This is a genomic window from Mesorhizobium sp. M2E.F.Ca.ET.209.01.1.1 (genome assembly GCF_004010375.2).
GTDB lineage: Bacteria > Pseudomonadota > Alphaproteobacteria > Rhizobiales > Rhizobiaceae > Mesorhizobium.
Map to the genome: position 1 here is coordinate 13,828 of NZ_SADP02000021.1, position 23,807 is coordinate 37,634.

A 23,807-nucleotide genomic window follows, 5' to 3' on the forward strand; every position below is an offset into this window, starting at 1 on the left:
CAGAAGGCGCGAAAATTCCTACGCTTGAGCAAGAAACGCCGACTCGACTCCGAGTAGGCATTTCATCATTATTTCACCGGTCTTGTGATTCGGTCGTCACCACACCTCACGGGCACACCTCTACGCCGGGCCACTGCCCGAGAAAGGAGGTGATACGCATGAGCAAGACCTACAAGATCGGCCAGAGTGCCGTGACGGGCCGCTTTACGTCTGTGAAAACCGCGCAAAGCAAACCCACCACGCACATTGTTCGCACGATCAAAAAGTAAGGCGGCCTAGCCGTCTTCTTCCGGGCGGTTGTTCTTCGCGGGATTGCCGCCCGGTTTCTGTTTTGCAAGCTTCTTGGTTAATGGGCGGTTAACCGGCTTCTTGGCCGTCCTGTGATCGGGCGGTGTATTTCAAAAGGCGGCGCAATAACCTCGTCGCCTTTTTCCTGGTCCGTGGTTTATCGGAGCCTGACATGAGTGATGAACCTTATCTGCCCGCACGCGACCTTAAAGTAGAGCGCGCTGTCGGTCGCTTCATTATCGCATGGGGCGCGCTAGAGCGGGAGGTAGACAGCGCAATTCACGACCTATTATTCACCAACCCGAGAACTGGCATGGTTGTCACAGCCAATCTCGCCATGCGTGCCAAATTGGATCTAGTGCACGCTCTTTTTGAAGAACTGCGATGTGACGATAAGGCAGTCTGGCGTCCTATTTCAAAAGACTGGGAAGCTCGCTTTGACAAACTCGTCAATATGACAGCCAAGGCCAACACCGAAGCCCGCATCCCAATAGTGCACAGCCAGCCGATGGCAATTAAGCTGGATAGCGGAGATCTACCAATCTGGATGCGCATGGCAGCGAGAAAAGGTGGCTTACGCGGTTCAGGGATAACCTACACTAAGTCCTCTTTGGACAAGCAAACACAAACAGTTATCGAGCTCATCCACGAGTGGGCAGCGGTGCAGGCCCATTGGCAATCTGCAATTGAAGCAATCCGCAGCGCTGACGCAGATGATTGGCTAGGTCGCGGACCAGACGGTCGAGATCACCTGACGCTCCAGCTTCAATCCAATCACGATTCTCAGAAGGCCACTTCGAAACCAAAGCAGTCGAAGAAGCCAAAACGTCGGGTGTAAGGCACCCTTGCAAACTCCTTGTGATTTCTGCCAGCTTGTCGATGTGGATCATAGGATTTTATTCCTCAGTGCGTCAAGCATATAATTAGGAATAAATTCCCCGTGGACTCCGCTTGACTCTTCCGGGCGCCTCTGGAATCTATAAGAACATAACAGGAACAATTGCTGCCGGAAGTGAACGTCATGGCGATGAGCGCCGTGGCGCGGGAAACTGTTTTTGCCCTGCGCCGCCAGATCGCAAAGATCGAGGGAACGCTGCCCGAGCGCCTGCAGGCGCCGGCGGGTGGGATGCCTATCGATGCCTCCGGCTTGGGCACCACGGTCATCCGGCGCGGCCTTGCCGTGGGTTCGGCGGACGCCTTTCTGCGCACCGGCATCGAGGGCCTAGACACCGCCCTTGGCGGTGGCCTGCCCAGGGCGGCGCTCAGCGAAATCCATGGCCTGGAGACCCGCGATGCCGGCGCGGTCGCCGGCTTCGCGCTCTCGCTGGTAAGCCTGATCCTCAAGGAGAAGCAGGGCCTGCCGATGCTCTGGGTCGGCACGTCGGAGATCTTCCACGAGGCCGGCCTGCCCTATGCCAGGGGCCTTCATGCCCTGTTCGGCATCGAGCCGGAACAGTTGCTGTTTTCCGAGGCCCCGAAACTGCTCGACGCGCTGTGGATCGCCGAGGAGGCCGCCCGCATGACGGCCTTCGCCGCGGTCATCCTCGAGATCCGCGGCAGCCCGCGGCTTCTCGACCTCACTGCCACGCGCCGGCTGCATGCGCGGGCCCAGAACGCCGGCCGTCCGCTGCTGTTGCTGCGCCAGGCCGGCGAGGCTGATCCCACCGCCGCCCCGGTGCGCCTCATCGTCTCGGCGGCGCCGGCGGCGAACCGCGAGACGGTCGCCGGACCCCTCGCCGGCTCGATCGGCCGCCCCGCCTTCAAGGTCGATATCGGCAAGAGCCGCACGGCCCTGCCCGGACAATTCACACTGGAGTGGAACCCAAATGAGCACGCTTTTGCGGAAAGAACAGAGAATCCTGTCGCTGTGGTTCCCGCATCTCAGCGCGGAGCGGATTCTGCGCCAGCGTCTGGGGCGGTCCTGGCGTTCCCGGCCGTCGGATCACCTGCCTCTGGTGATCAGCCATCGCGACAACAACACCCAGCGCATCGCAGCCCTCGACGAGCGGGCTGAGGCGCTGAAGCTGAAGCGCGGCATGGGCATTGCCGATGCCCGCGCCATGCATCCTTCGATCGATGTGGTGGAGGCCGACCCGGAAGCCGACCGCCGCCTGCTCGAAGGCCTTGCCGACTGGTGCGACCGCTACACGCCCCTGGTGGCGATCGACGCCGAGGACGGGCTGTTCCTCGACGTCACCGGCTGCACGCATCTCTTCGGCGGCGAGCGCGCCATGCAGGATGAGATCCTCACCCGCTTCTTCCAGCAGGGTTTCGATGTCCGCGCCGGCCTTGCGTCGACCCCCGGCGCCGCCTGGGCGGCGGCGCGCTTCCACGGTAACCGCATCGTGGCCGGCGGCGAGGAGGAGGCGCTGCTTTCGCCCCTGCCGCTTTCGGCGCTGCGCATCGCGCCGGAGACCCGCGCCAGCCTGGAGAGCGTGGGCCTGCGCACCGCCGGCGCGGTGATGGCGGCACCCCGCGCGCCGATCGCACGCCGCTTCGGCGCCACTCTGCTTCTGCGCCTCGACCAGGCGCTCGGCCGCCTCGACGAGGCCGTCTCGCCGCGCCTTCCCGTCGCACCGCTCTCGGTCGAGCGCCATCTTGCCGAGCCGGTCATGCTCACCGACGACATCGAGCGGCTGGTGAGCCGGCTGGCGATCGCCTTGAAGACCGACCTTGAGCGCCGCGGCGAAGGCGCAAGGACGCTGGCGCTGCTTCTCTTTCGCGTCGACGGCGCCGTCAGCCGCATCGCCGTCGGCACCTCGCGCCCGATGCGCGAGCCACGGCTGATCCAAAGACTGTTCCATGAGCGGCTTGCCGCGCTGGAGCAGAACATCGATGCCGGCTTCGGCTTCGACCTCGTGCGACTCTCCGTGCTGTCGGCCGCCGCCTTCGATCTGGTTCAGGGCGACCTCACCGGCGAGACGGACGACGATGATGCCGACATCGCGCTGTTCGCCGACCGCGTCCGCGCCCGCCTCGGCGAGGCCGCCGTGCTGAAGCCGGTGGTCGTCGAGAGCCATCTGCCGGAGCGCGCCGTCAAGACCGTGCCTTTCGCCGAAGCACCGCAACGGCGCGCCCCGGCGGCCGGCCGGACGGCGCCACCGATGACCATCTATCCGCCGGAGCGGCCGGTGCGCCTGTTCCGCTCGCCGGAGCCGATCGAGGTGCCGGCGACCGAGATCCCGGAGGGTCCGCCGATGAATTTCCGCTGGCGGCGCGCGCTTTACCGCGTCGCCCGCGCCGAGGGGCCGGAACGCATCGCCGCCGAATGGTGGCGGCAATTGCCCGGTGAGGAAGAGGCGCCGACCCGCGACTATTACCGCATCGAGGACAGCGAGGGGCGCCGCTACTGGCTCTACCGCCAGGGGCTTTACAGCAGCGCCGCGCAGGCCGCGCCACCACGCTGGTATATGCATGGGGTGTTCGCATGAACGCGCTGACCGCCATCCCCTATGCAGAGTTCGGCATAAGCTCGAATTTCTCCTTCCTGCGCGGCGCCTCCAAGCCCGAGGAGCTGGTGGTCACGGCAAAATTCTACGGGTTTTCGTCGATCGGGCTTGCCGACAGGAACACCGTGGCCGGCGTCGTGCGCGCCTGGCAGCAGGCCAAGGTGGAGAAGATGCCCTATCATCCCGGCTGCCGCCTGGTGTTCGGCGACGGCACGCCGGACATTCTCGCCTATCCCCGCGACCGCCAGGGCTGGGGGCATCTGTGCCGCATGCTCACACAAGCCAATCTGCGCGACGAGACCGAGAAGGGCGCGACATTGCTCAAGCTCGACGACCTGCTCGAATGGGGCGATCGGATGTCGCTGGCGATCCTGCCCAATCTGTCCGGCGGCGCGGAAGAGAATCTGGAATTTATTAGCCGGCTTAAAGATCGCTTCGGCGCAGCGCTCCGATTGGCCGTGGCGCCGGATTATGGCGGCAATGACCGCTTCCGCATCGAGCAGGCGGCGGCGATGGCCGACCATGCGCGTATCCCGATGATGGCGACCAACGACGTGCTCTATCATGCCGCCGACCGCCGCCCGCTGCAGGACGTGCTGACCGCGATCCGCCTCAACACGCCGGTTTGCGAGGTCGGGCTGGAGCTGACCGCCAATGCCGAGCGCCATCTGAAGCCGCCGCTGGAGATGGCGCGCCTTTTCCGCCGTCACCCTGAAGCGCTGGCCGAGACGCTGCGCTTCGCCGGTGAATTGACCTTCTCGCTCAGCGACCTCGAATACAATTACCCGGACGAGCCGACCGAATCCGGCCTCGGGCCGCAGGCCGAGCTCGAGCGCCTGGCGCGCGAAGGGGCGGTCAGGCGCTATCCGGCCGGCGTTCCCGAATATGTGCTCAAACGCATCGACAGCGAGCTCGCGCTGATCGAGCGCCTGAACTATGCGCGCTATTTCCTGACCGTCCACGACATCGTCAAATTCGCCCGCAGCAAGGACATTCTTTGCCAGGGCCGCGGCTCGGCCGCCAATTCGGTCATCTGCTTCTGCATCGGCATCACCGAGGTCGGCCCCGAGCGCATCGACACACTGTTCGAACGCTTCATCTCGGAGGAGCGCAACGAGCCTCCCGACATCGACGTCGACTTCGAGCATGAAAGGCGCGACGAGGTCATCGCCTATATCTACGAGAAATACAGCGCCAAGCGCACCGCCTTGGCCGCCGCCGTCATCAGCTATCGCGGCCGCTCCGCCCTGCGCGAGGTGGCCAAGGCCATGGGCCTGTCGGAGGACGTGCGCAGCGCGCTGTCCAGCACCATCTGGGGCTGGTCGACCTCCGAGCTCGGCGAAAGGGAAGCCAATGCCGGCGGCCTCGACCGCACCGATCCGCTGTCGCGGCAAGTGCTGGAGCGCGCCAACGAGATCATGGGCTTCCCCCGCCACCTCTCCCAGCATGTCGGCGGCTTCGTCATCACCCGCGACCGGCTCGACGAGGTCGTGCCCATCGTCAAGACGGCGATGGAAGAGCGCAAGATGGTCGAATGGGACAAGGACGACCTCGACGCCGTGAAGATCCTCAAGGTCGACGTGCTGGCGCTCGGCATGCTGACCTGCCTGAAGCGCGCCTTCACCTTGCTCACCGACCATTATCCGCAAGCGCGGGATCCTTTTGGACGGCCTTACGTGCTCGCCACCCTTCCCGAAGAGCACGAGGACGTCTACGCCATGATCCAGAGAGCCGACACGCTCGGCGTCTTCCAGATCGAGTCGCGCGCGCAGATGTCGATGCTGCCGCGTCTCAGGCCGGAAAATTTCTACGACCTCGTCATCGAGGTGGCGATCGTGCGCCCAGGCCCGATCCAGGGCGACATGGTGCATCCCTATCTGCGCCGGCGGCAGGGCAAGGAGGCGGTCCATTACCCCAGCCTGGAGCTCAAGAAAATCCTCGGCAAGACGTTGGGCGTGCCGCTTTTCCAGGAACAGGCGATGAAGATCGCCATCGTCGCCGGCGGCTTCCGGCCGGGCGAGGCCGACGAGCTGCGCCGCGCCATGGCGACCTTCAAGCGCACCGGCACGATCGGCAATTACCGCCAGCGCATGATCGACGGCATGGTCGGCAATGGCTACGACAAGGACTTCGCCGAGCGCTGCTTCAAGCAGATCGAGGGTTTTGGCGAATATGGCTTTCCTGAAAGCCATGCCGCCTCCTTCGCGCTGCTGGTCTATGCTTCCTGCTGGTTCAAGACCTTCTTTCCCGACGTCTTCTGCGCCGCGATCCTGAACGCGCAGCCGATGGGTTTCTACCAGCCGGCGCAGCTGGTACGCGACGCGCGCGACCATGGCGTCGAGGTGCGCGAGGTCGACATCAACCATTCCGTCTGGGATTGCACCCTGGAGGCCACCGCCTTCGATCCGTCCCGCATCCTCGAGCGCCACGCCTCGATGCGCGGCGTCATCGAGACGGCGCATGCGGTGCGCCTCGGCTTCCGCCAGATCAAGGGCCTGTCCGAGGAACGTATGAAAGCCGTCGTCGCGCATCGCGGCGCCGGCTATCGATCGGTCAGGGATGTCTGGCTGCGCTCCGGCCTCGATGTCGGCGAGATCGAAAGATTGGCTGAGGCCGACGCCTTCCGCTCGATCGGCCTCGACCGCCGGGCCGCGCTCTGGGAAGTCCGCGCCCTCGACGGCAGGAGCGCCGCCGAGAAACTGCCGCTGTTCGACCAGCCCTCGCTTCGCCTGCGTGAATTGGAGCCGGAAACGAAACTGCCGAAAATGCCGCTCGGCGAGCATGTCGTGCATGATTACCGCGCGCTTGGCCTGTCGCTGAAGGAGCACCCCGTCGCCTTCCTGCGCGAAAGGCTGACCCGCGCCGGCGTCACCCCCAACGCCCATCTGCCGTCGGTGCGTGACGGCCGCCGCGTCTCCGTCGCGGGCCTCGTGCTGGTGCGCCAGCGGCCGGGCAAGGGCAATGCGATCTTCCTCACGCTGGAGGACGAAAAATCGATCGCCAACGTCATCATCTGGCCGCGCGTCTTCGACCGCTTCCGCCCGGTGGTCATGGGCGCCCGCTTCATCCGCGTCACCGGCAAGCTGCAGCACGAATCAAACGTCATCCACATCGTCGCCGACCGGATCGAGGATTTGACCCCCTGGCTGAGCGTGCTGCTGGAATCCGCCAATCGCCCGGTCATCGAGCACAATCCCGCCGCAAGCCGTGGCCTGCCTGTCCGCCAGGACGCCGAAGCCCTGTCGGGCGCCGCACAGCAGGTCATGCCGAAGGGGCGGAATTTTCAGTAGCAGCGATTTCCAGCACAGAGGGGAACGCGACGGGAGCGAAAAACGCCTTCGTCATCCACGGGCGAAGCAAGGAGCGAAGCGACGCAGCGCAGACCCGAGGATCCATGCCGTTACCTGCGAGCGCCGCTACAGGTGCAGAATTCTGCTCCGTTGCACTTCGTGGCCAACGTCACGGCATGGATCCCAGGGTCTCCGCGACGCCGCTTCGCGGCTGCTCCGCCCTGGGATGACGAGGTAAAGGGCGTCCCGCCAACCTCGAAGGCCGCATGACGGCGCAAGCCCGCTCACGACGGCCCGCTGAGTCGTGGCGGCGGTGGCGCCAGCATGTCCTCGGCCGAGATCGCGCGCGCCTCCGAAGGCAGCATGATGGGGATGCCGTCCCGCACCGGATAGGCGAGCTTCGCCACGCGCGAGACCAGCTCGCCGCGCTCTGGGTCCCAGGTCAGCGGGCCCTTGGTCAGCGGGCAGGCCAGCAATTCGAGCAGCTTCGGGTCGACCTCGGCCTTTCGAGCGTCACGTACGTCCGCCATGAGCCCATCCCCGTACCGGCAAACTATTGTAAACTGGAGCCAAACTCATCATCCTCGCGCGCCAGCGTCATCTCGGTGATGGCGATCAGCGTCTCGGCGCGTGTCTTCAGGTCCGGCGCTTCCAAGAGCGCCTGCTTCTCGGCCGGTCCATAGGGCGCCATCATCGACAGCGCGTTGACCAGCATGCCGTTTTCGGCGCGGCTGACGCTTTCCCAGTCGGCCTCGAGGTCGTTGGCCTGCAGATAGGCGCGAAACGCCTTGAGCAGCGCCGGTCGGTCGACCTCGGCAGCAGCCGGGTCTTCCTCGAGGTCGGCGAGGAACGGCATGATCTTGCACTGCCGGAACGGCGCCTTCGCCGCGAGCTCCTGCACGATGCGGAACCGGCACACGCCCTGCAGCGAGATCAGGTAGCGGCCATCGCCGGTTTCGGCCAGCGAGATGATGCGCCCGGCGCAGCCGACGCTGCAGAGCTCCGGCTCGCCGTCATCGCGCAATGCGCCATCGAGGCTCGGCTGGATCATGCCGATCAGCCGCGAGCCGGCCATCGCCTGGTCGATCATCTGCAGATAGCGCGGCTCGAAGATGTTGAGCGGCATGCGCCCGCCGGGCAGAAGCAGCGCGCCGGCGAGCGGAAACACCGGGATTGCCGGCGGCAGGTCCTTGGCGAGCCGGTAGAGTGCGTTACCGACCCGCACCGCGACCCTCCCAAAGCAACGCCGTCAAGCGCATCACCCTGCAACCTCCTCTTGCCCGGCAAGCTCGTCCCGGTCTGGCGGCGAACCACCAGCCTGCCCTTATCTGGCGCTGGCAATCCTTCGCTCAAGCCTGCCGGCCGCGCCAGCCGGCAAAAACTTTTGAGCCCAATTCCAGGAACCAGCGGTTTCCGCCCGGAATTGCGCAAGACCAAGCCTAGAGCAATTCCAGGAAAAGTGTGAAACGGTTTCCGTTCGGAATTGCGTCAGACAACCACTTGGAACGCTTCGGCGATTCCGTGAAACGCCGAAACCGCTCTACGAGAACAGCAGCGAAGACAGCTTGCGGCGGGCCGCCAGCGTCGCCTCGTCGGTCATGCCCCAGGCCTCGAACAGCTTCAACAGCTGCGCCCTGGCGCCGTCGTCGTTCCAGCTGCGGTCGGCCTTGACGATCGCCAGCAGATTGTCGGCGGCGGCATTGCGCTCGCCGCGCGCATTCTGGATCATCGCCAGGTCGAAGCGCGCCTGATGGTCGGCCGGATTGGCGGCGAGCCGGCGCTCGAGCTCGGCCGGATTGCCGAGCGCGGCCGCTTCCGCCGCCAGCGTCATCTTGGCGCGCAGCGCGGCCAGCGCCGGCGCGTCCTTCTTGTCCTCGGGCGCCCGGGCGAGCACGGCCTCGGCGCCTTCGGCGTCGCCGGCATCGAACAGGATCTCGCCCAAGCCGGCGATCGCCTCGAGCGTCTCCGGCGCCTGCTCGAGGATCGCGTCGTAGATGTCGGCCGCGGTCTGCACGTCGCCGGCCGTGCGCGCCTCGGTGGCGGCGGCCAGCGCGTCGGCGATCTGCGGCGCGCCGCCGCCCTTGCCGCCGACCTTCTGGATGAACTGGTTGATCTGGCTTTCGGGAATGGCGCCCATGAAGCCGTCGACCGGCTGGCCGTCCTTGAAGGCGATGACCGCGGGGATCGACTGGATGCCGAGCTGGCCGGCGATCGAAGGATGGTCGTCGATGTTCATCTTGACCAGCTTGACCTTGCCGCCGGCCGCCTTGACCGCCTTTTCGAGCTGCGGCGTAAGCTGCTTGCAGGGCCCACACCATGGCGCCCAGAAATCGACCAGCACCGGCTGGCGCCGCGATTCCTGGATGACGTCGGCGGCGAAGGTGGCGGTGGTGGTGTCCTTGATCAGCTCGGCCGCCGCCGGCGCCTCGCCCAGCGAAACCTTGGGGCGGTCTCCGCCGCCATATTGCACCGTCTGGGCGTACTGGCCGCCATTGCCGCCGAACGCGCCGCTATACGGATTGTTGTCGCTCATCGTGTCGCCCTTTCGGTCGCGCTCCCAGGCGTCGGCGCCCGGCGCGTCATTGTCGGATTTTGGAACCGCCTTCCATGTGGCGATCGAGCCCTGACTTTCAAGATTATGAGACTTTCAGGATAACAGGATCGTGGCCGGTTGCCTCGACGAATCTGATCAGATCGGCGGCGGCGATCGAGGTCGTCGCCTCATTTGTCAGCGGATGGCCGTTGATGACGTCGTGGCTCATCAACTCCTGGTCGAGAACAACCTTCACCCGCCCGGCCGTGTCGTTGATCAGCCCGAACACGGTGACCGCGCCGGGAATGACGCCGAGCAGCTCCATCAGCATTTCCGGCCTGCCGAACGAGACCCTGCCGGCGGCGCCGATCAGATGATGGATCTGCTTGAGGTCGACGACAGCTTCCTCGCCGACGGTGACGAGGAAATAATTGTCCTTCTTGTCCTTGAGGAACAGGTTTTTGGTGTGGCCGCCATGGATCTCGCCGCGCAGCGCCTGCGAATCGGCAACCGTGAACAGCGGCGGGTGCCTGACCGTCGAGACGGAAATGCCCAGATCGGCAAGAAATTGGTTGAGCTCGGCTTCGGTCTTCGGCATCGGTCCTCTCGTCGTCGCGAAACGTCATGCCGTTTACGGCGAACGACACCATTCCGGCAAGGCCGTGCCGGCTCGAGCAGTCCGACGTTTGACCGAATCGCTGAATTGCGGCCCAGCCTTCAGGCGCTTGCAGGCCGTGGAAAAAAGACCGTCATTTCCCTGTTGCAATCGCCGCGCTCTTCGGCCATATAGGCGCGGCTTGCGGCCCAAGGCCGCGCGAGCGGGTGTAGCTCAGGGGTAGAGCACAACCTTGCCAAGGTTGGGGTCGGGCGTTCGAATCGCCTCACCCGCTCCAAATCTTCTTAGATTTGAAAAGCATAAAGGGCCCGGGAAACCGGGCCTTTTTGCTGCCTGGCGCCGGGGATCGCCAAGGGAAATAGCGCCTAGAGCAGTTCCAGGAAAAGTGAAAGCGGTTTTCCGTCCGGAATTGCGCAAAAACAAAGAGATAGAGCGGTTCGCCGTTCCGTGGAACGGTGAATCGCTCTAGGCTGGGACTCCCCGCCTAGCGCGGCTAAGCTCCGCATTTTGAGGAGCCGGACGGCGACCTCCAGGCTTGAAGGCATGCTGCGAGAGGAGCCGCACCGGGACACACGTCAGCGGCAGCGGGTTAGCAGCATGATGCCGAAAAGGAATTGACATGCTCGCTCCAGCCTCTTGTCACCGTCCGGCTCGCTCGGATCAAACAATATGCTGCCAAGAACCTGCACATACGGCTTGAGATAATTGACCGATAGCGGCCGTTCTGGTGGAAATCCGATATTAAACTTTGATGGGTTGCCCCCATTTGGCTTTTTCTGATCCTCGGTGACCTCGATCGTGCAATTTGCGTTTGTAATTTCCTCAGAACCGCCGGCTGCCAGCTCGTGATAGACTTTTAGTTTTGTGTTTCCCTCGTATCCGGCGTGGTCGGTCAGCAGGCCAGGCCTCTCCGCCTTGTGGTTGTTTGCCCTAAAATAATCATAGCTGTTGGCGGTCAGGATAAGGTTTTTCGTGACATTCACATAGCCGTCTGCGCTCGGAATTTCAGCGTTGAAGTTATTGTCCTTAAAGATTTTAAGCTTAGCCATTTTCCTCCCTCCATTTAGCCAATTGGATTCGGATGTCCCGCCGTAGCAACCAGGTCGGGCATAGAGAAATATCTGAAATTCGCGGATGGCAGCTCTGGTCGCCACGCCGGCTGAGAAAGAATCGAGTTTGCGCTTGATTCAATCGCGGCGTGAACTGTTTCCATCACGATGCGACTTCCCAGCGGACCCAAGTGGCACCCACCGCCAAAATGCTCTGCCTCTCTCAGGATGTAATACCAAAGGGGCGTTCGGGTTAGCAGGGCGGGGTGGTCGGTGAAGGCCTGCCGGATCGATGGGTCGTCCGTCGGAATTTGTTCCGGCAAAAGGTAGGCTAGGGGCGGCTGCTGCTTTGAAACCAATGCAGCGTTGGTCAAAGAGACAGCATGTTGCGCAGTGGCGAGGCCCAGCTCATGGCCCGTCTTCATGGTCTCCTCAGCCAGTCCGAACACGTCCCCCGGAGCCGGGTTGCAGCACACTTCGTCGAACAGGCAGCTGGGCAAGCTTGCCAATGCAGGGGAGAGGCTAAGATCGATCTTGTTTGCCTTGATCGGTTCAGTCGCCAGCGCATCAAACGCGGTGCCAGAAAAATCCAGCAACAGAAACCAGTTCGCGACCCAGTTTCTTAGAAGGCGGTGAGCCGATGAGTTCAATTTGTCGCCGGAATTTGCGTAGCTGGATTCCATAAATTCGGACAGCCGCGCCAACCCCTCGATCCGGTTCCACGGTCGGTATGCGTCCCTGATCATGCTGTGGCCAAAACGTGCGACCGCGGCTCCAAATTCGATAGGAAGCCAATCTGGATTTTGAGACGATGCTCCGGCCTTAACGATGCAGCGGCCGTGTTGCATCACGCCGCGAAAAGAGGATCGATCTACGATGCGCGGTAGATAGTCGTGCAAGACTGCAGATTGAAAATGCTGCAGCCAAATGCGGCGAACGTTCTGCCACCACTCTTTGTCGTAAGAACCCTTCCTAACGGGATCGTAGCCTTCTCTTTTCGCAATGGCATTGAAAAACTTTAATAGGGCCACATGACACTGCGCCAGCGGCAAGAAATCATCGTTGCGGTTGTCCATGATCAGCGGCTTGCCTTCCTCTGGCAGTCCGAGATCGACGCGAGGCAGGTCTTCCGCCATGACCACGCTGCCTGACGTACAGCCTATCGGCAACGGTCCGGAGTCATGACAGCCGGTCCCCGGCATAACGGATCCGTCAATCGGGAGCACGCTGTCGAGGTCGAGCGCAGGAGTTCTATCGTTGGCGGGGTCCTTACCCGGTCCCATAAAACTGATGTCGTGGAAAATAAACTGGCCGAAATATGTGTACCCTGCCGGGATATCGCTATCATCCGACGAGGCATAGGGCTTGCGGGCAAGTGCCTCTCCAAGCGCCACCAGAGCCTTTATGGACGGAAGCGTTTTGCCTTGATGCCGTCCGAAGATGTGCTTGTAGGCGGGCATATTGGCTGCGCGGACCAACGCCAGGAATTCTTCGTGGCCAACGTCCTTTGGCGTCTTGCGACGCTCAAATAGCAAGATATGGTCGTTCGCGCTGACGAGATAAGCTTTTTGAGCATGGCGGGCCATAGTATTCCCCCCTGGCCGTATTTTAGCATGAGCTTATCAAAAGACCGGCACAAAGTCAGCAGTTTCTAATTTGTCTCATCGGGCTCAAAAGCCTGCGAGTATCGGAACGGCATTGATGACGGCGTAGTGCCGGCTGATGGATCAAAAGAGCTGGTGCATGTGCGCATCTACCTGACATAGCCGCGCCAGATCACGTCGATCCTCGTCCCGCTTGATCGGGAAGGCTTCTACAAACCAGCCCAGGATGTCCTTCAGCGTCGGTGCTGCAGGTCCTGCCCAAGCTGCGGCAATAGACTCCTGCAATTGCATCAGCGCTGCGCGAGCTTCATCTGTTCTGCCCAACCTGCACAGCGCGGCCGTCTTCCAACCGGCGGTGTCGACGATTGCGTTCTTGGACCGATCGGCCGCCGCGATTGTGCCTTCGAAATCTCCGGCAAAATAGCGGATTACCGCGATGTGCGACCATTGATAGTCCAAAAACATGGATGTCAGATCCATTGCACGCTCCAGCAGGCGCGACGCAGAATCGACGCGGCCCATGAACGCCATGCCCAAAGCCGCCGACACCAGTGTCTTGGGACTGTTGGGGTTGAGTTCGGCGGCCAGTTCGTAGTGCACTTCCGACTGTTCGAAGTGTCGGGTCATGGCTGTCGACCAGGCGACGACCAAATGATTGCGTGCATCCAAGGGATCAAGCGCCACGGCGCGTTGGGCCAGCTCGGCAGCCCTCTCCGTTATGGAAGGATCGGCAGCAATTCCCGGCCGGATGAATTGTCGCGCATTGTGGATGCTGGCCAAACTGGCGTAGGCAGGGGCGAAGTTCGGGTCAGCAACGATCGCGCCTTCGAACAGCCGTTGGGCTTCGTCTTCGGCATCTGGCGTCCAGCGAGTCAGCAAGTCCTCGCCGCGCAACCAGGCATCATAGACATTGAGATTTTGCGGTGGGCCCCTGACCTGGCGCGACAGTCTGTCATGCGACAGGTAAACTTCCAAAGTGGAAGCAATCTTTCCGACCAGTTGCTTCTGCAAAGCGAGCCAGTTTCCAAGCGAAAGCCGAAACGAATCGCTCCAAATGACCTGGTTCGTGTTGGGATCGCTTACCGAGACGATCAGCTGCATGTCGTCCTGGTTGTCCACGCATTGGGCCGCCAGAAGGTAGTCCGTGTCGGGGCTTTCGATCGCAGTATCTTTCAACTCGATGACCGTGAACTCCCGGAACTTGGACAGATTGGCGATTAGTTCTGAGCGGAATCCCCAGACCAGAAGAGAAATTTTCTTTGTCCGAGCCTCAAATTTTTCGACCGCAAGCGTTGGCGCCGGTCCGCTAGGCCGAGGTGGTTTCTTTCTGTTCGACAATAGCGGCTCCGGACCCTTGAGGGCCTCCGCCAAAGCCGTCGTCTCCATGCTCGGCAGCAACTGATATCGTTCGCGTAGAAGGTCGCGCAGATTTTCGTAGACGCGCATTGCGGCCGCGACATTCTGCAGTTCCGCATGGTGGCGGATGAGGCAGCGCGCAGCGCGCTCATGGCTGGGCTCGAGCACCAAGAGGGCATTTGCCGCCCTGCGCATTGCAGGTTCGGCTATCTCGAAGCGTTCCAGCATGGCCTCCAAGGCTTCCAATGCGTGGTCGCGCCAGTTGTGCCTGGTGACGCTCAGCCATGCGCTGAACAGGTCGCTGGTGTCTTCCAGGCCAAACAGGATCGCATCGGACCAATCCGATCGTCGGAGCAGCAGCTCGTCGATCTTGCCCTCTCCAAGATCCTTCAACATGCGAACGGCATCGACGGTTATGCGCGACGGGCTCAACCCGATAATATTTCCGCGCCTGAGAATTCCTGCCGCCGAGTTGCCCGCAATTGATCTTTCGGCGATCTGCAGGCAGTTCGCCATCGCGCGCCGCGCGGCTAGCGGGCTTCGTTCTGGCCAGATCAAGGTAGCCAGCCGGTCATGCACCTCCTGAAAATTGCTGGACAGTGCGAGATATCCGATCAGGGCCTGCGCTTTCGGGGAACGCAATGCGATTGCTTCGCCATCTTCCCGATAAAGGCCAAGCCCATCGATGACCGAAATCAGTCGCTGATGGCTGCTATCCGGGACATCCGCGAGGTTGGAGGCAACGACGTTGTAGAGCGTCAGCGGCTCTGGCATGTTCTTCAAGGCGGGCCGACCGGCGAACCGAAATCGCCACCGCCCGGTGTTGCGGGCCGCCCAGTAGACGTCCTGGGTCACACACACACCGCCTGAGTCGGCCATGGCCTGCACCCGGGCGGCCACGTTTATCGCATGGCCGAACACGTCGCCGTCACGGCGATGAACCTCTCCAATATGCAATCCGATCCGGAATCGACTGTGGAACGCTCTCCTGTCCAGTAGGTCAGCCAGGCTATCCTGCATGAAAATGGCGTAGTCGATGGCGTTCGATACACCGTCGAACAGTATCAGGACCCCGTCGCCTGTCGTCTTGATGAACTCGGCGCCGAATTCCTCGCAATGGATTTGGAAGAGTTGGAAACACTGCGAAACGAGATCGAGTGTTCCAAGTTCATCGGCCGCGGTTAGCCGGCTATATTGAGCCAGGTCCGCAAACAGGATTGATTTAAGGGTCGCTCGCTCCGATCTCGCTTGCATAGTCGCCGCCCATGCCCGTCGAATGTGTTATTCTGCTCCCCAATGCGCGCTTAGTCGACGGTACAACGAAGTGATGGCCAACGCTTTCATGGACGGCTCCAGCGAGCTCGCCAGGGTCGGCGAGTTGTTCGACGTGATTGACCTGCCTGCGACGGATGTTCCGGCTCATTTCGCTATCGCAATCCCCAGGGTTGCTCTGTTGCAAATGCCAGCAGCGCCGCGCGCAGCAATGCCCGAAACGGGGAGGCTGGCGAGCGGCCGAGGATTGAGCATCGACGATTGCCGGGCGAGTTGCCTTGGCGAGGCAGCCGAACTCTTCAGTTGCTGCTCGTGGGGTGACGAACCGTTGATCACCGCTACGGTCGACGAGATCGGATCGGCGGCAATTGCTCCTGAAAGCCTGAACGGCTTCAGTCCGGATCAAATCGCCGCCCGCGCTGTGTGGAACAAGGAAAATAACGGCTTCGATTGGCGACCGCGGATCAGGCATCAATCTGCGGTGCTGGATTGGCTTAGGGTTGAGAATGCATTTGGCGGCGATGAGGCGTTCATACCGGCAGACTTCGCCTTTATTGGACGGCGAGAGGCTGGCGATGAGGACGCGATGGCCGTCGGCGATAGCAGTGGTTGCGCAGCAGGGACTACCGCAGACGCTGCGAAGCTTGCGGCTATCTTGGAGCTGGTCGAGAGGGATGCGACCGGCAGGTGGTGGTATGCCAGAAGGCAGCGCCAGACTATTGATTTGTGCTGCCTTTTGGGCATCGAAACGCTTGTCGACTGGCTGTTGAATCGCGGACGCCGAACTTGGCTCTTCGATATTACCTCAGATATCAATATCCCGGTGGTGGCTGCCGCTTCTGCAGAACCGGACGGCAAGGATGTCTCGCTAGGGTTTTCTGCTGGCCAAAGCCAACAATCAGCAGCTGCAGCCGCCTTGACGGAAATGCTTCAGATGGAGATTTCGCTCGGGGCTGGGCGTACGCTTGGTAAAAACGTTGGAAATTGGCAGCGATGGCGAGAGAAAGTCTCAATGACAACGCGGCCTCTGAAAATGGCCTCGGTCCAACATGTCGCGCCAAATCGATCTCCTCCTGCAGTTGAGCAAGGGCTGTCAGACGTACTTAATGCCTTGGCGCACAGTGGGATCGATTTGTGGTTTGCCGAAATGACACGAGCGGAATTCGGCATTCCCGTCTTTCGCGCTATATCGACCCGCCTTTGTCACTACAAGCCACGGTTCGCAAAAGCCCGTCTCCTTGCCCGCGATAGCCGCGATTTAAGCTACGACGCCGATTCGCCAGCAGACCAGCCGCTGCTTTTGATTTAGTCTTTAGCGGCAGCCGTGAGCGGTCGGTCCGCTATCCGAACGCGTTTGGCGGATAGCTGCGGCAGACACCTGGCACTTAGTATGGCCATCATGGGCAGCGCCCTCTCGGTGATTGGCCGGTACCTCATGATCGCGCCAAGGTCACAGGGTGGCGGGCGACCAGGGTTGGGCAGTCGTCCGGTGCTGGGGCCGAGCCTAACAAGGGGCGGTCCGGGCCGTCCGACCATTCGTTGTTCTAGGCGAGCCGACCACGTGGAAGGGCTAGCAAGCGAGAGGTAGTGTGGGAAGATCGTTGTGACCCTGACCGGCCGGACCGATCGGTTCATAATGCAATTTATGTCCTCGTGGTCCAGCCCAAGGGGGACTCCCCACATCGTCTCACTTGCGAGATCCCTTGATCGGGCGCATAGAATGGAAGGCTAGGCTGGGAGGCACGTTTATGGCACGGCTATACATTAAGGACAACGGCGATCCGACGCGCCCGAGCAAGGATGGATATTCCAATTTCGCCCTGAACGCGATCTTAAACAATGGCAACTTTAAGGCGTTTGTCGGCGCTCAAGACGATGACCGGGCTGATCTGGTGCAACAACATGCGGGCAACGATTCGAAGGGTTTAAAATGCGTTGTTACTCACCTTTTGATCGGTGGAGGCGAGGAACCTATCAACCATGACAATTGTCTGGTTGAGATAGTCGAAGACTTACAGAAGAAGGGTTCAAAGTCAAAGCATAACATCTCTCTGCCTAAGCAATGGACAAGCGGGGTTGAGATTCCAAACATTGCCTATCTGGATAAATACGTCACCGCGATTGTTGAGATCGCCAGGGACGAGAAAGATCCGGTCAAGGCAAGAAACTTCCTCTTCGGGTTAATGCTTCTCACACGTTGCAGATAGCACGTGCGCCAGCGCCGCAAGCGGCACGCTGGTGCAACTTCCGCCGTTGTGGAGCCTTTGACCTGGTCATCGAAGGTGGGGCGATGAGAAGGCGGAGCAGTATTGCCGGCGCATTGGTTGCGCTTTTGGTTGGTAGTCTCTCTTCTGAAACGGTTGCTCGCGCAAGACAATGCCCTGCGAGCTTAGATCAGATCGTCATAACAAAATCCTTGATCGTGACATTGCTCGATTGGCCAAACTTATTCTCGAAGACCGATTTTAGTTTCGCCCACACCATCGATTCTATTCTGGCGAGCCTCAAAGTTGACCCAGATGCCAATCGCATCGGCTTCGTGCAAACTCTCCTCGACACCTACGACATTGACCAGCAGAACAACCCCGACAGTATGCTGCCCATGGCGATCGAAAAGCAGCGCAATAACGATATCCCGAGCGCTGATATGCTTTTGGATGCCAGTTCCGGGCTACAACCCGTCGCTCTGGTCAATCGCTTCGACCGCGCCCCGCGCGACGGGGCGAACTGCGGCGAATACCGGATCGTATACGCGATGAAGTACCGGTTGCGGACAGGAGGGTTGGGGCGCTTCTTCCTCAACTTTGAGGCAGTGCTACCCAATCCTGAACGCGAGCGCGGGATTGCCGGCTGCATGCCGGTTGCCGAATTCTGGAGCGGTCTGTCTGGGAAATCCGAAGAGCAAATGGCGGCCGATCTTGAAAAATTTTACTACGAAGGTTTAGGATCCGGCTTTGTCGCGGCGGTGCTGGCCAAGAACTACGGGATCCCGGACGGGCAAGTTCGGGGCAATGCTAACCTTAACGGCGCAGAGCACTGGCAGTTGCGTGAATGGAAGATTGTGCCTCCTTCCAAGACCTCCGGCTCGGCCTTCCGAATCGAAACCGTGAAGAACAATGCCTTGGCAGAGTTTTACCGCGATGACAGTAAAGGCGCTATAAACGGCAAAGCGCAAGAGCAGCAACGCATAGACTATCAGCGGGCCTTTGTTGATCAGAACCTGCGTCAACTCTTCAGTCCCGAGCTAACATCATCGCCCGCGCCGGGCGACGATCCGGCGATAACGGCCTACATGCTTGGTCTATTGAACGATTTTGGTGCCGCCATTGACAACCGGTTCAACGAATTTCAGAGCATATCCTCGAACTCCGAGGACGATCCTGAGTTGGAAGTCTCAGGGCTCAAGCCGAGAATTGACGCGGCACTTTCCCAGTTGGGCCTTTCATCGAAAGGCGTCTCATCAGACGAGGCCCTGGCAAGGGCGGGGGCGATTACGTGCGGGGGTTGCCACGCGTTTTCGAATGGCAAGACGGTGGGACACGTCGCCGGTAGGGAGATTAGATGGCCGAACAGCCTCGGTTTCTTTCATATTGACGAAAAAGGGAACACCTCTCCGGCGCTCCGGCAATGGAACCTGCCATGGAGGCAGCAAAAGCTATATGAAATGCTTTGCGCTGAGCCAAAATTGCCGGAGCCCGGTTCCGGGGAGGAGATTGTCTTGCGGGATGAGTTGGCGGGGTTGCTAACCACGCTGATCGATAAGAAGGCGTCGTTAGACGGCGAAAAAGTGGACAACCGATTCCGTTCGTTGGTCGATAGGTTGACGATTATTGATCTCAAGAAGGAGGGTTACTTCGTCCGTTACCGCCGCACGCATTAGTTTCGCCGGTGCGCCCCGAAGTGCTGGGTGGCACCCCGAGGCCCCTACGCGCCGCCCGGCTATTGTGCAGGCGCCATGGGTGTGGCGACTAGTCGGGCCTTTGCAACGTGCTTGGCGCGGGCAGACAAATCTACCAGTCGCGCAAGCGATCAGACGAATCCACGTCGCGTGCGGCCGTCATGCGTTGGCTCCCAGAGCCCGGTCCGGCCATTTTTCAGTTCTAATCGCGATCCAATGTCAGAGACCAAAGTGAGAGTTAGATGGATTAAGAATTGATAGAGCTCGGACCGGCCGACTGCTGGGCTCTCGCTCGGCCGCCACCTCTGGATATCGACTGTTTCAATCTCGCCGCCGTGCTAGCGCCGGCTCGAGTCCCTCGCGAATGGACTTCTCGGCGGGGCGAAAATACCATCGCCACCGCCGGTTGTCGGAGGTCTGCCGAAGTTGGTCGAAGAAAGCTTCACCCGCCGATTGGCCGCCATCCTCGTTGCGGATGTAGTCGGGTTTTCGCGGCTGATGGAGTCCGATGAAGCAGGCACGCTTGCCACGCTCAAAGGCCGCCGGACCTTGATCCTGCAGCCCACGGTGCGCGCAAGGGGTGGTCGCATCGTCAAGTTTATGGGCGATGGCGTACTCGTCGAATTCGCCAGCGCGGTAAACGCGGTGACCGCCGCGATTGAGCTGCAACGAAAGATGTCGGAAGCCAATGGTGACTTGCCAGATCACAGCCGCATTGTGCTCCGCGTAGGTATCAATCTCGGGGACGTCATCGGCGAAGGTGCCGACATCTATGGTGAGGGCGTCAACATCGCCGCGCGCCTCGAGACCCTGGCGGAGCCCGGTGGCATATACATTTCTGGCAAGGTTCACGACGAGGTACGAGGCAAGGTCGACGCCGCCTTCGAGGACGCGGGCGAACGACAGCTCAAGAATATCGCCACGCCGGTCCGGGTCTATCGTGTCGGAACCAGCGCCGCGCCAATGGCGCCCCAGACCATCTCACCCGTTTCCAACAAGCCGTCGATAGCCATCCTGCCGCTGGACAACCTAAGCGGCGATCCGGACCAGAAATACCTGTCAGACGGCATCACCGGTTGCTGCTCGTGGGGTGACGAACCGTTGATCACCGCTACGGTCGACGAGATCGGATCGGCGGCAATTGCTCCTGAAAGCCTGAACGGCTTCAGTTCCGATCAAATCGCCGCCCGCGCCGTGTGGAACAAGGAGAACACTGGCTTCGACTGGCGGCCACCGATCAGGGATGAATCCGCCGCGCTGAACTGGCTGAGGGTTGAAGATGCATTTGGGGGGGATGGGGCTTTCATACCGGCAGACTTTGCTTTCATAGGACGCAAAGGGGCTGGCGAGGAGGGCGCGGTCGCCATCGGCGATAGCAGCGGGTGCGCTGCAGGACCTAGTGCGGATGCGGCAAAACTGGCCGCCATCTTGGAGCTGGTCGAGAGGGATGCGACGGGTCGGTGGTGGTATGGAAGAAGGCAGCGCCGAACAATCGACCCGTCTCTCTCTCGGGCATCGACACGCTTGTTGACTGGGTGTGGGATCGCGAGCGTCGAACCCGGCTCTTCGACATCACCTCGGACATCGATGTCCCAGTGATTGCCGCTGCTTCTGCGGAACCGGACGGCAGAGACGTCTCGGTAGGCTTTGCTGCGGGCAAAAGCCTACAGTCCGCCGCGACAGCCGCCTTGACCGAGATGCTTCAAATGGAGATTTCGCTCGGGGTTTCACGAGTGCTTGGCGATAAAGCTGGCACTTGGTCGCAATGGCGAGAGAAAGCCTCAATGAAAACCCGGCCGCTGGATATGGCTTCGATCCAACACGTCGCGCCAAATCTACCTCATCGCGCGGTTGAACGTGACCTGTCGGATGTGCTCGACGCCTTGGCGCAGAGAGGAATCGATTTGTGGTTTGCCGAAATGACCCGCGCGGAAATCGGCATTCCCGTGTTTCGCGCCGTATCGACCCGGCTCTGTCACTACAAACCACGTTTCGGACGCGTACGACTCCTTGCTCCCGATGCCCGCGATCTAAGCTTCGACCCCAGTTCGCCCGCGGACCAGCCGCTGCTTTTGGTTTAGTGTTGCATGTTCGAGGGCCTTCACGTCGCCCTGTTTTGGGGAGCGTCATGATTCCTCGGTCGCTTCTTGCTCGTCGTTAGCCATTTGCTCCCCCGCGCGTTCGGGTTTTAATGCGTGATTGGTCCACCGGGTTTGCGAGGTGAGCCGTAAGGCGACGTCCGGAACTGCGTGAAAACAAAGACATATGCGTGAACGCCCCGGAGAGGATTCAATCCGCGTTCCGACATCTACGTCCCGCCAGCATCAGGCACATGGCTGGCCGATGACTTTCACATAGCGTTCGTCACCGACACAGTGTCGGCGCTTCCTCGGACTTGAGTCGTATGGCCAAGGGACTGCAGGGCCTCTTTTGCCGGGCGGCCCACAACTATATGTTTTGGTGAAAGTGCTGGAGACAATTCAGCCGGGCAGTTTCGCGGGATGATGCCCGTGAAATGAATACGTTGGGGCATAGCCAGAATAAAGACGGACATGAGGTTTACCGCCTTACAGGATCCGTGCGGCCAATGGATGGTGTATGATCTGCTGTCGGACTACCCGGCGCGGATACCGGATATTTTGCTGCTTGGGTTGACGCGCGAGGAGGCCGAGCGGCTTGCCGGCCGGGCAAATGAAATTCTCTCGGTGCTGCAACCGAAAGCGCCACCGAGATTCGCAGCGATGCAGGACCCGTGCGACGACTGGCTCGTCTGCGACCTGGTTTTGGACCTCCCGGCGGAGCTGGAAGACCTGTTGCTGATCGGGCTGCCGCGAAGCGAGGCCGAGCACCTTGCCGGCCTGGCCAATGCTGGAATCATCAGGCCCGCCGGCTATTCGTCGGTCCCATTCGCCAGCGTCGCCTGAAGGCCACCGGTCCGGCGAGCCGGATCGCCGCGCCCGCCGCAGCGAGCGTCATGAAAAGGGCCGGATCGACCCCGCCTTTTGTATCCCTGGAATGCGGCCTGCCGGCCTTCTTTCTCGCGTCATGCGAGGCGATCGGCCTTATCAAGCAGCACAGGAGAGTCTTCGCGCTCTCGAAAGCGCGAGCCTGGGTTTCAGGACAAAGACACACGTAAAATCACAAGGTTAAAGCGTCCGGCCTTGGCTACACGTAGCCACGACTCAGCACCGGATCACATCGGATAACGTTTGCGTTCCACCTCCGTTTCGACGCCGGAGTGGCCGCTATATCCCATCCTGGGCCGAGAACCGCCGGCGATGAGTGACTGACACCGCGACACGACGCGACCAGACGGCCCGTCTCGGAGAAGCGGTCTGCCGCTTCTCCATCACAAGGAGAGACGTCATGCGCTCTTTCTCATCCAAAATCATCGTTGCCGCTTCGGTCTTCGCGGCCATTCCGCTTTCAAGCGCTTATGCGGTGCACCGTCACCGCATAGTGCCGGTCGATACCACAACCACGGGATCGGTGCCTGCCAACCCGGAAACGAGAGCGGCCATGGAGCAATTGCTGGGCGTGAAACAGGGTATCCGTGAGGCCCGGGAGATGGGCAAGATCTCGCAGGACCAGGCCAGCGCCCTGATGCGGCAGGCGGACAGCATCCAGCGCAGCGGGTCTCCCGGCCGGTCCATGCTGAGACAGATCAATGAACTGGACCAGCGGCTTCAGAATACCACCGGCCAGGGGACCTATATCGGCAGCGGCGGCGACGGCGGGTATTATCCGAACGGCTGACGACCCGACGCACTTCGCAACGCGGCCGCCCGTGTGATCGAGCCTTGCCGCACCGGCGCCGTCGCGTTCCCACAATGCCAAGGCGGAGATAACACCCGCGGACCGCCGATCGTCCCGAGACTCACCGATTATCCCAGCCGCGCTCTTGTCGTCCTCGGCGTCGCCAGCAGCAGGCTGGTTTCGCTGCCCGTTATGCCGGGGATCAGCCTTATGCGGCGCAGCACCGCGTCGAAATCGGTGAGCGAGGCGGTGCCGAGCTCCACCACCAGGTCCCAGCGGCCGTTGGTGGTGTGGATGGTGGAAACCTCGGGAAGGCCGCCGAGCGCCCGGATGACGCGGTCGGCGGCATGGCCCTCGATCTCGATCATCATCACGCCGCGTATCCTCTGATCGACCGCGTCGGCGCGCAGCACCACCGTGTAGCCGATGATCTCGCCGGATTTTTCCAGCCGCTCCATGCGCGCCCGGACCGTGGCGCGCGAGACGCCGAGATCGATGGCGAGGTCGGAGACGCTGCGCCGCGCATCGTGCCGCAGCAGCGTCACCAGTCTTTCATCAAGCGCATCCATGATTGCTCATCTTGGTCAAATTGGACGCGCAGAATGATAGATCAATCTTCTCGAAATGCCAATTTCGCCTGTTCAAACCGCCAGCGCTTGATGATCCAATCAAGCCAATCAATCGTAAGGGCTGAAG

17 protein-coding genes, 1 tRNA gene and 1 pseudogene are annotated in these 23,807 nt (G+C 61.2%); 11 read left to right on the plus strand and 8 right to left on the minus strand.

Going from position 1 to position 23,807, the window contains the following annotated elements; translation table 11 throughout:
- The first annotated feature begins 460 nt into the window (after window positions 1-460).
- The 4 genes from EN852_RS28415 (at window position 461) to EN852_RS28430 (ending at window position 7,027) form a co-directional block, all read left to right on the plus strand.
- Window positions 461-1,126 carry a hypothetical protein gene (locus EN852_RS28415; protein ID WP_127879101.1) on the plus strand — a complete coding sequence of 222 codons (666 nt, stop codon included), beginning with the start codon at window positions 461-463 and terminating at the stop codon, window positions 1,124-1,126.
- A 183-nt stretch (window positions 1,127-1,309) separates the two neighbouring features.
- Window positions 1,310-2,302, plus strand: coding sequence for a hypothetical protein (locus EN852_RS42575; protein ID WP_127879103.1), 993 nt, complete (start codon window positions 1,310-1,312; stop codon window positions 2,300-2,302).
- Window positions 2,244-3,719: a DUF6504 family protein gene (locus EN852_RS28425; protein WP_127879105.1), complete on the plus strand. Its 1,476-nt coding sequence runs from the start codon at window positions 2,244-2,246 to the stop codon at window positions 3,717-3,719. Before EN852_RS42575 ends, EN852_RS28425 begins: the two co-directional genes overlap by 59 nt.
- Window positions 3,716-7,027, plus strand: a complete 3,312-nt coding sequence (locus tag EN852_RS28430) for an error-prone DNA polymerase (RefSeq protein WP_127879107.1) — start codon at window positions 3,716-3,718, stop codon at window positions 7,025-7,027. Before EN852_RS28425 ends, EN852_RS28430 begins: the two co-directional genes overlap by 4 nt.
- Window positions 7,028-7,311: 284 nt before the next feature.
- On the opposite strand, the gene EN852_RS28440 is transcribed toward EN852_RS28430, so the two are convergent.
- The 4 genes from EN852_RS28440 to EN852_RS28455 form a co-directional block, all read right to left on the minus strand.
- Complete coding sequence (locus EN852_RS28440) at window positions 7,312-7,557, minus strand: Trm112 family protein (RefSeq protein WP_127879109.1); 246 nt, start codon at window positions 7,555-7,557, stop codon at window positions 7,312-7,314.
- 23 nt (window positions 7,558-7,580) lie between these two features.
- Window positions 7,581-8,252, minus strand: coding sequence for an LON peptidase substrate-binding domain-containing protein (locus EN852_RS28445; RefSeq protein ID WP_127879111.1), 672 nt, complete (start codon window positions 8,250-8,252; stop codon window positions 7,581-7,583).
- A 315-nt stretch (window positions 8,253-8,567) separates the two neighbouring features.
- Window positions 8,568-9,560, minus strand: coding sequence for a thioredoxin (trxA, locus tag EN852_RS28450; protein WP_127879113.1), 993 nt, complete (start codon window positions 9,558-9,560; stop codon window positions 8,568-8,570).
- Window positions 9,561-9,663: 103 nt separating this feature from the next.
- Window positions 9,664-10,158 (minus strand): prolyl-tRNA synthetase associated domain-containing protein, encoded by a 495-nt coding sequence (locus EN852_RS28455; protein WP_127879115.1) that lies wholly within the window; start codon window positions 10,156-10,158, stop codon window positions 9,664-9,666.
- 220 nt (window positions 10,159-10,378) lie between these two features.
- Between EN852_RS28455 and EN852_RS28460 the strand changes: the two genes are divergently transcribed.
- Window positions 10,379-10,453: transfer RNA gene (locus EN852_RS28460), tRNA-Gly, on the plus strand.
- A 298-nt stretch (window positions 10,454-10,751) separates the two neighbouring features.
- Here the strand turns inward: EN852_RS28460 and EN852_RS28465 are convergent.
- The 3 genes from EN852_RS28465 to EN852_RS28475 all read right to left on the minus strand — a co-directional run bounded on the left by EN852_RS28465 (window position 10,752) and on the right by EN852_RS28475 (window position 15,439).
- A complete protein-coding gene (locus EN852_RS28465) occupies window positions 10,752-11,225 on the minus strand; it encodes a hypothetical protein (RefSeq protein WP_127879117.1) in 474 nt (157 codons plus the stop codon).
- Between the two features lie 14 nt (window positions 11,226-11,239).
- Window positions 11,240-12,811, minus strand: a complete 1,572-nt coding sequence (locus tag EN852_RS28470; RefSeq protein ID WP_127879119.1) for a peroxidase family protein — start codon at window positions 12,809-12,811, stop codon at window positions 11,240-11,242.
- Between the two features lie 141 nt (window positions 12,812-12,952).
- Window positions 12,953-15,439: an adenylate/guanylate cyclase domain-containing protein gene (locus EN852_RS28475; protein ID WP_127879121.1), complete on the minus strand. Its 2,487-nt coding sequence runs from the start codon at window positions 15,437-15,439 to the stop codon at window positions 12,953-12,955.
- 73 nt (window positions 15,440-15,512) lie between these two features.
- Between EN852_RS28475 and EN852_RS28480 the strand changes: the two genes are divergently transcribed.
- The 6 genes and pseudogenes from EN852_RS28480 (at window position 15,513) to EN852_RS28510 (ending at window position 23,111) form a co-directional block, all read left to right on the plus strand.
- Window positions 15,513-16,766: a YcaO-like family protein gene (locus EN852_RS28480; protein WP_189546241.1), complete on the plus strand. Its 1,254-nt coding sequence runs from the start codon at window positions 15,513-15,515 to the stop codon at window positions 16,764-16,766.
- 439 nt (window positions 16,767-17,205) lie between these two features.
- Window positions 17,206-17,664, plus strand: a complete 459-nt coding sequence (locus tag EN852_RS28485; RefSeq protein WP_127879124.1) for a hypothetical protein — start codon at window positions 17,206-17,208, stop codon at window positions 17,662-17,664.
- A complete protein-coding gene (locus EN852_RS28490; protein ID WP_127879126.1) occupies window positions 17,655-19,337 on the plus strand; it encodes a hypothetical protein in 1,683 nt (560 codons plus the stop codon). The genes EN852_RS28485 and EN852_RS28490 overlap by 10 nt, the downstream gene beginning before the upstream one ends.
- Before the next feature lie 471 nt (window positions 19,338-19,808).
- Window positions 19,809-21,436 (plus strand): annotated as a pseudogene (locus EN852_RS42580) (YcaO-like family protein).
- 510 nt (window positions 21,437-21,946) lie between these two features.
- Window positions 21,947-22,279, plus strand: a complete 333-nt coding sequence (locus tag EN852_RS28505; RefSeq protein ID WP_127879130.1) for a hypothetical protein — start codon at window positions 21,947-21,949, stop codon at window positions 22,277-22,279.
- A gap of 442 nt (window positions 22,280-22,721) precedes the next feature.
- Window positions 22,722-23,111 (plus strand): hypothetical protein, encoded by a 390-nt coding sequence (locus EN852_RS28510; RefSeq protein ID WP_127879132.1) that lies wholly within the window; start codon window positions 22,722-22,724, stop codon window positions 23,109-23,111.
- A 128-nt stretch (window positions 23,112-23,239) separates the two neighbouring features.
- Here the strand turns inward: EN852_RS28510 and EN852_RS28515 are convergent, their stop codons facing one another.
- Window positions 23,240-23,680, minus strand: a complete 441-nt coding sequence (locus EN852_RS28515) for an Lrp/AsnC family transcriptional regulator (protein ID WP_127879134.1) — start codon at window positions 23,678-23,680, stop codon at window positions 23,240-23,242.
- Window positions 23,681-23,807: the final 127 nt, after the last annotated feature.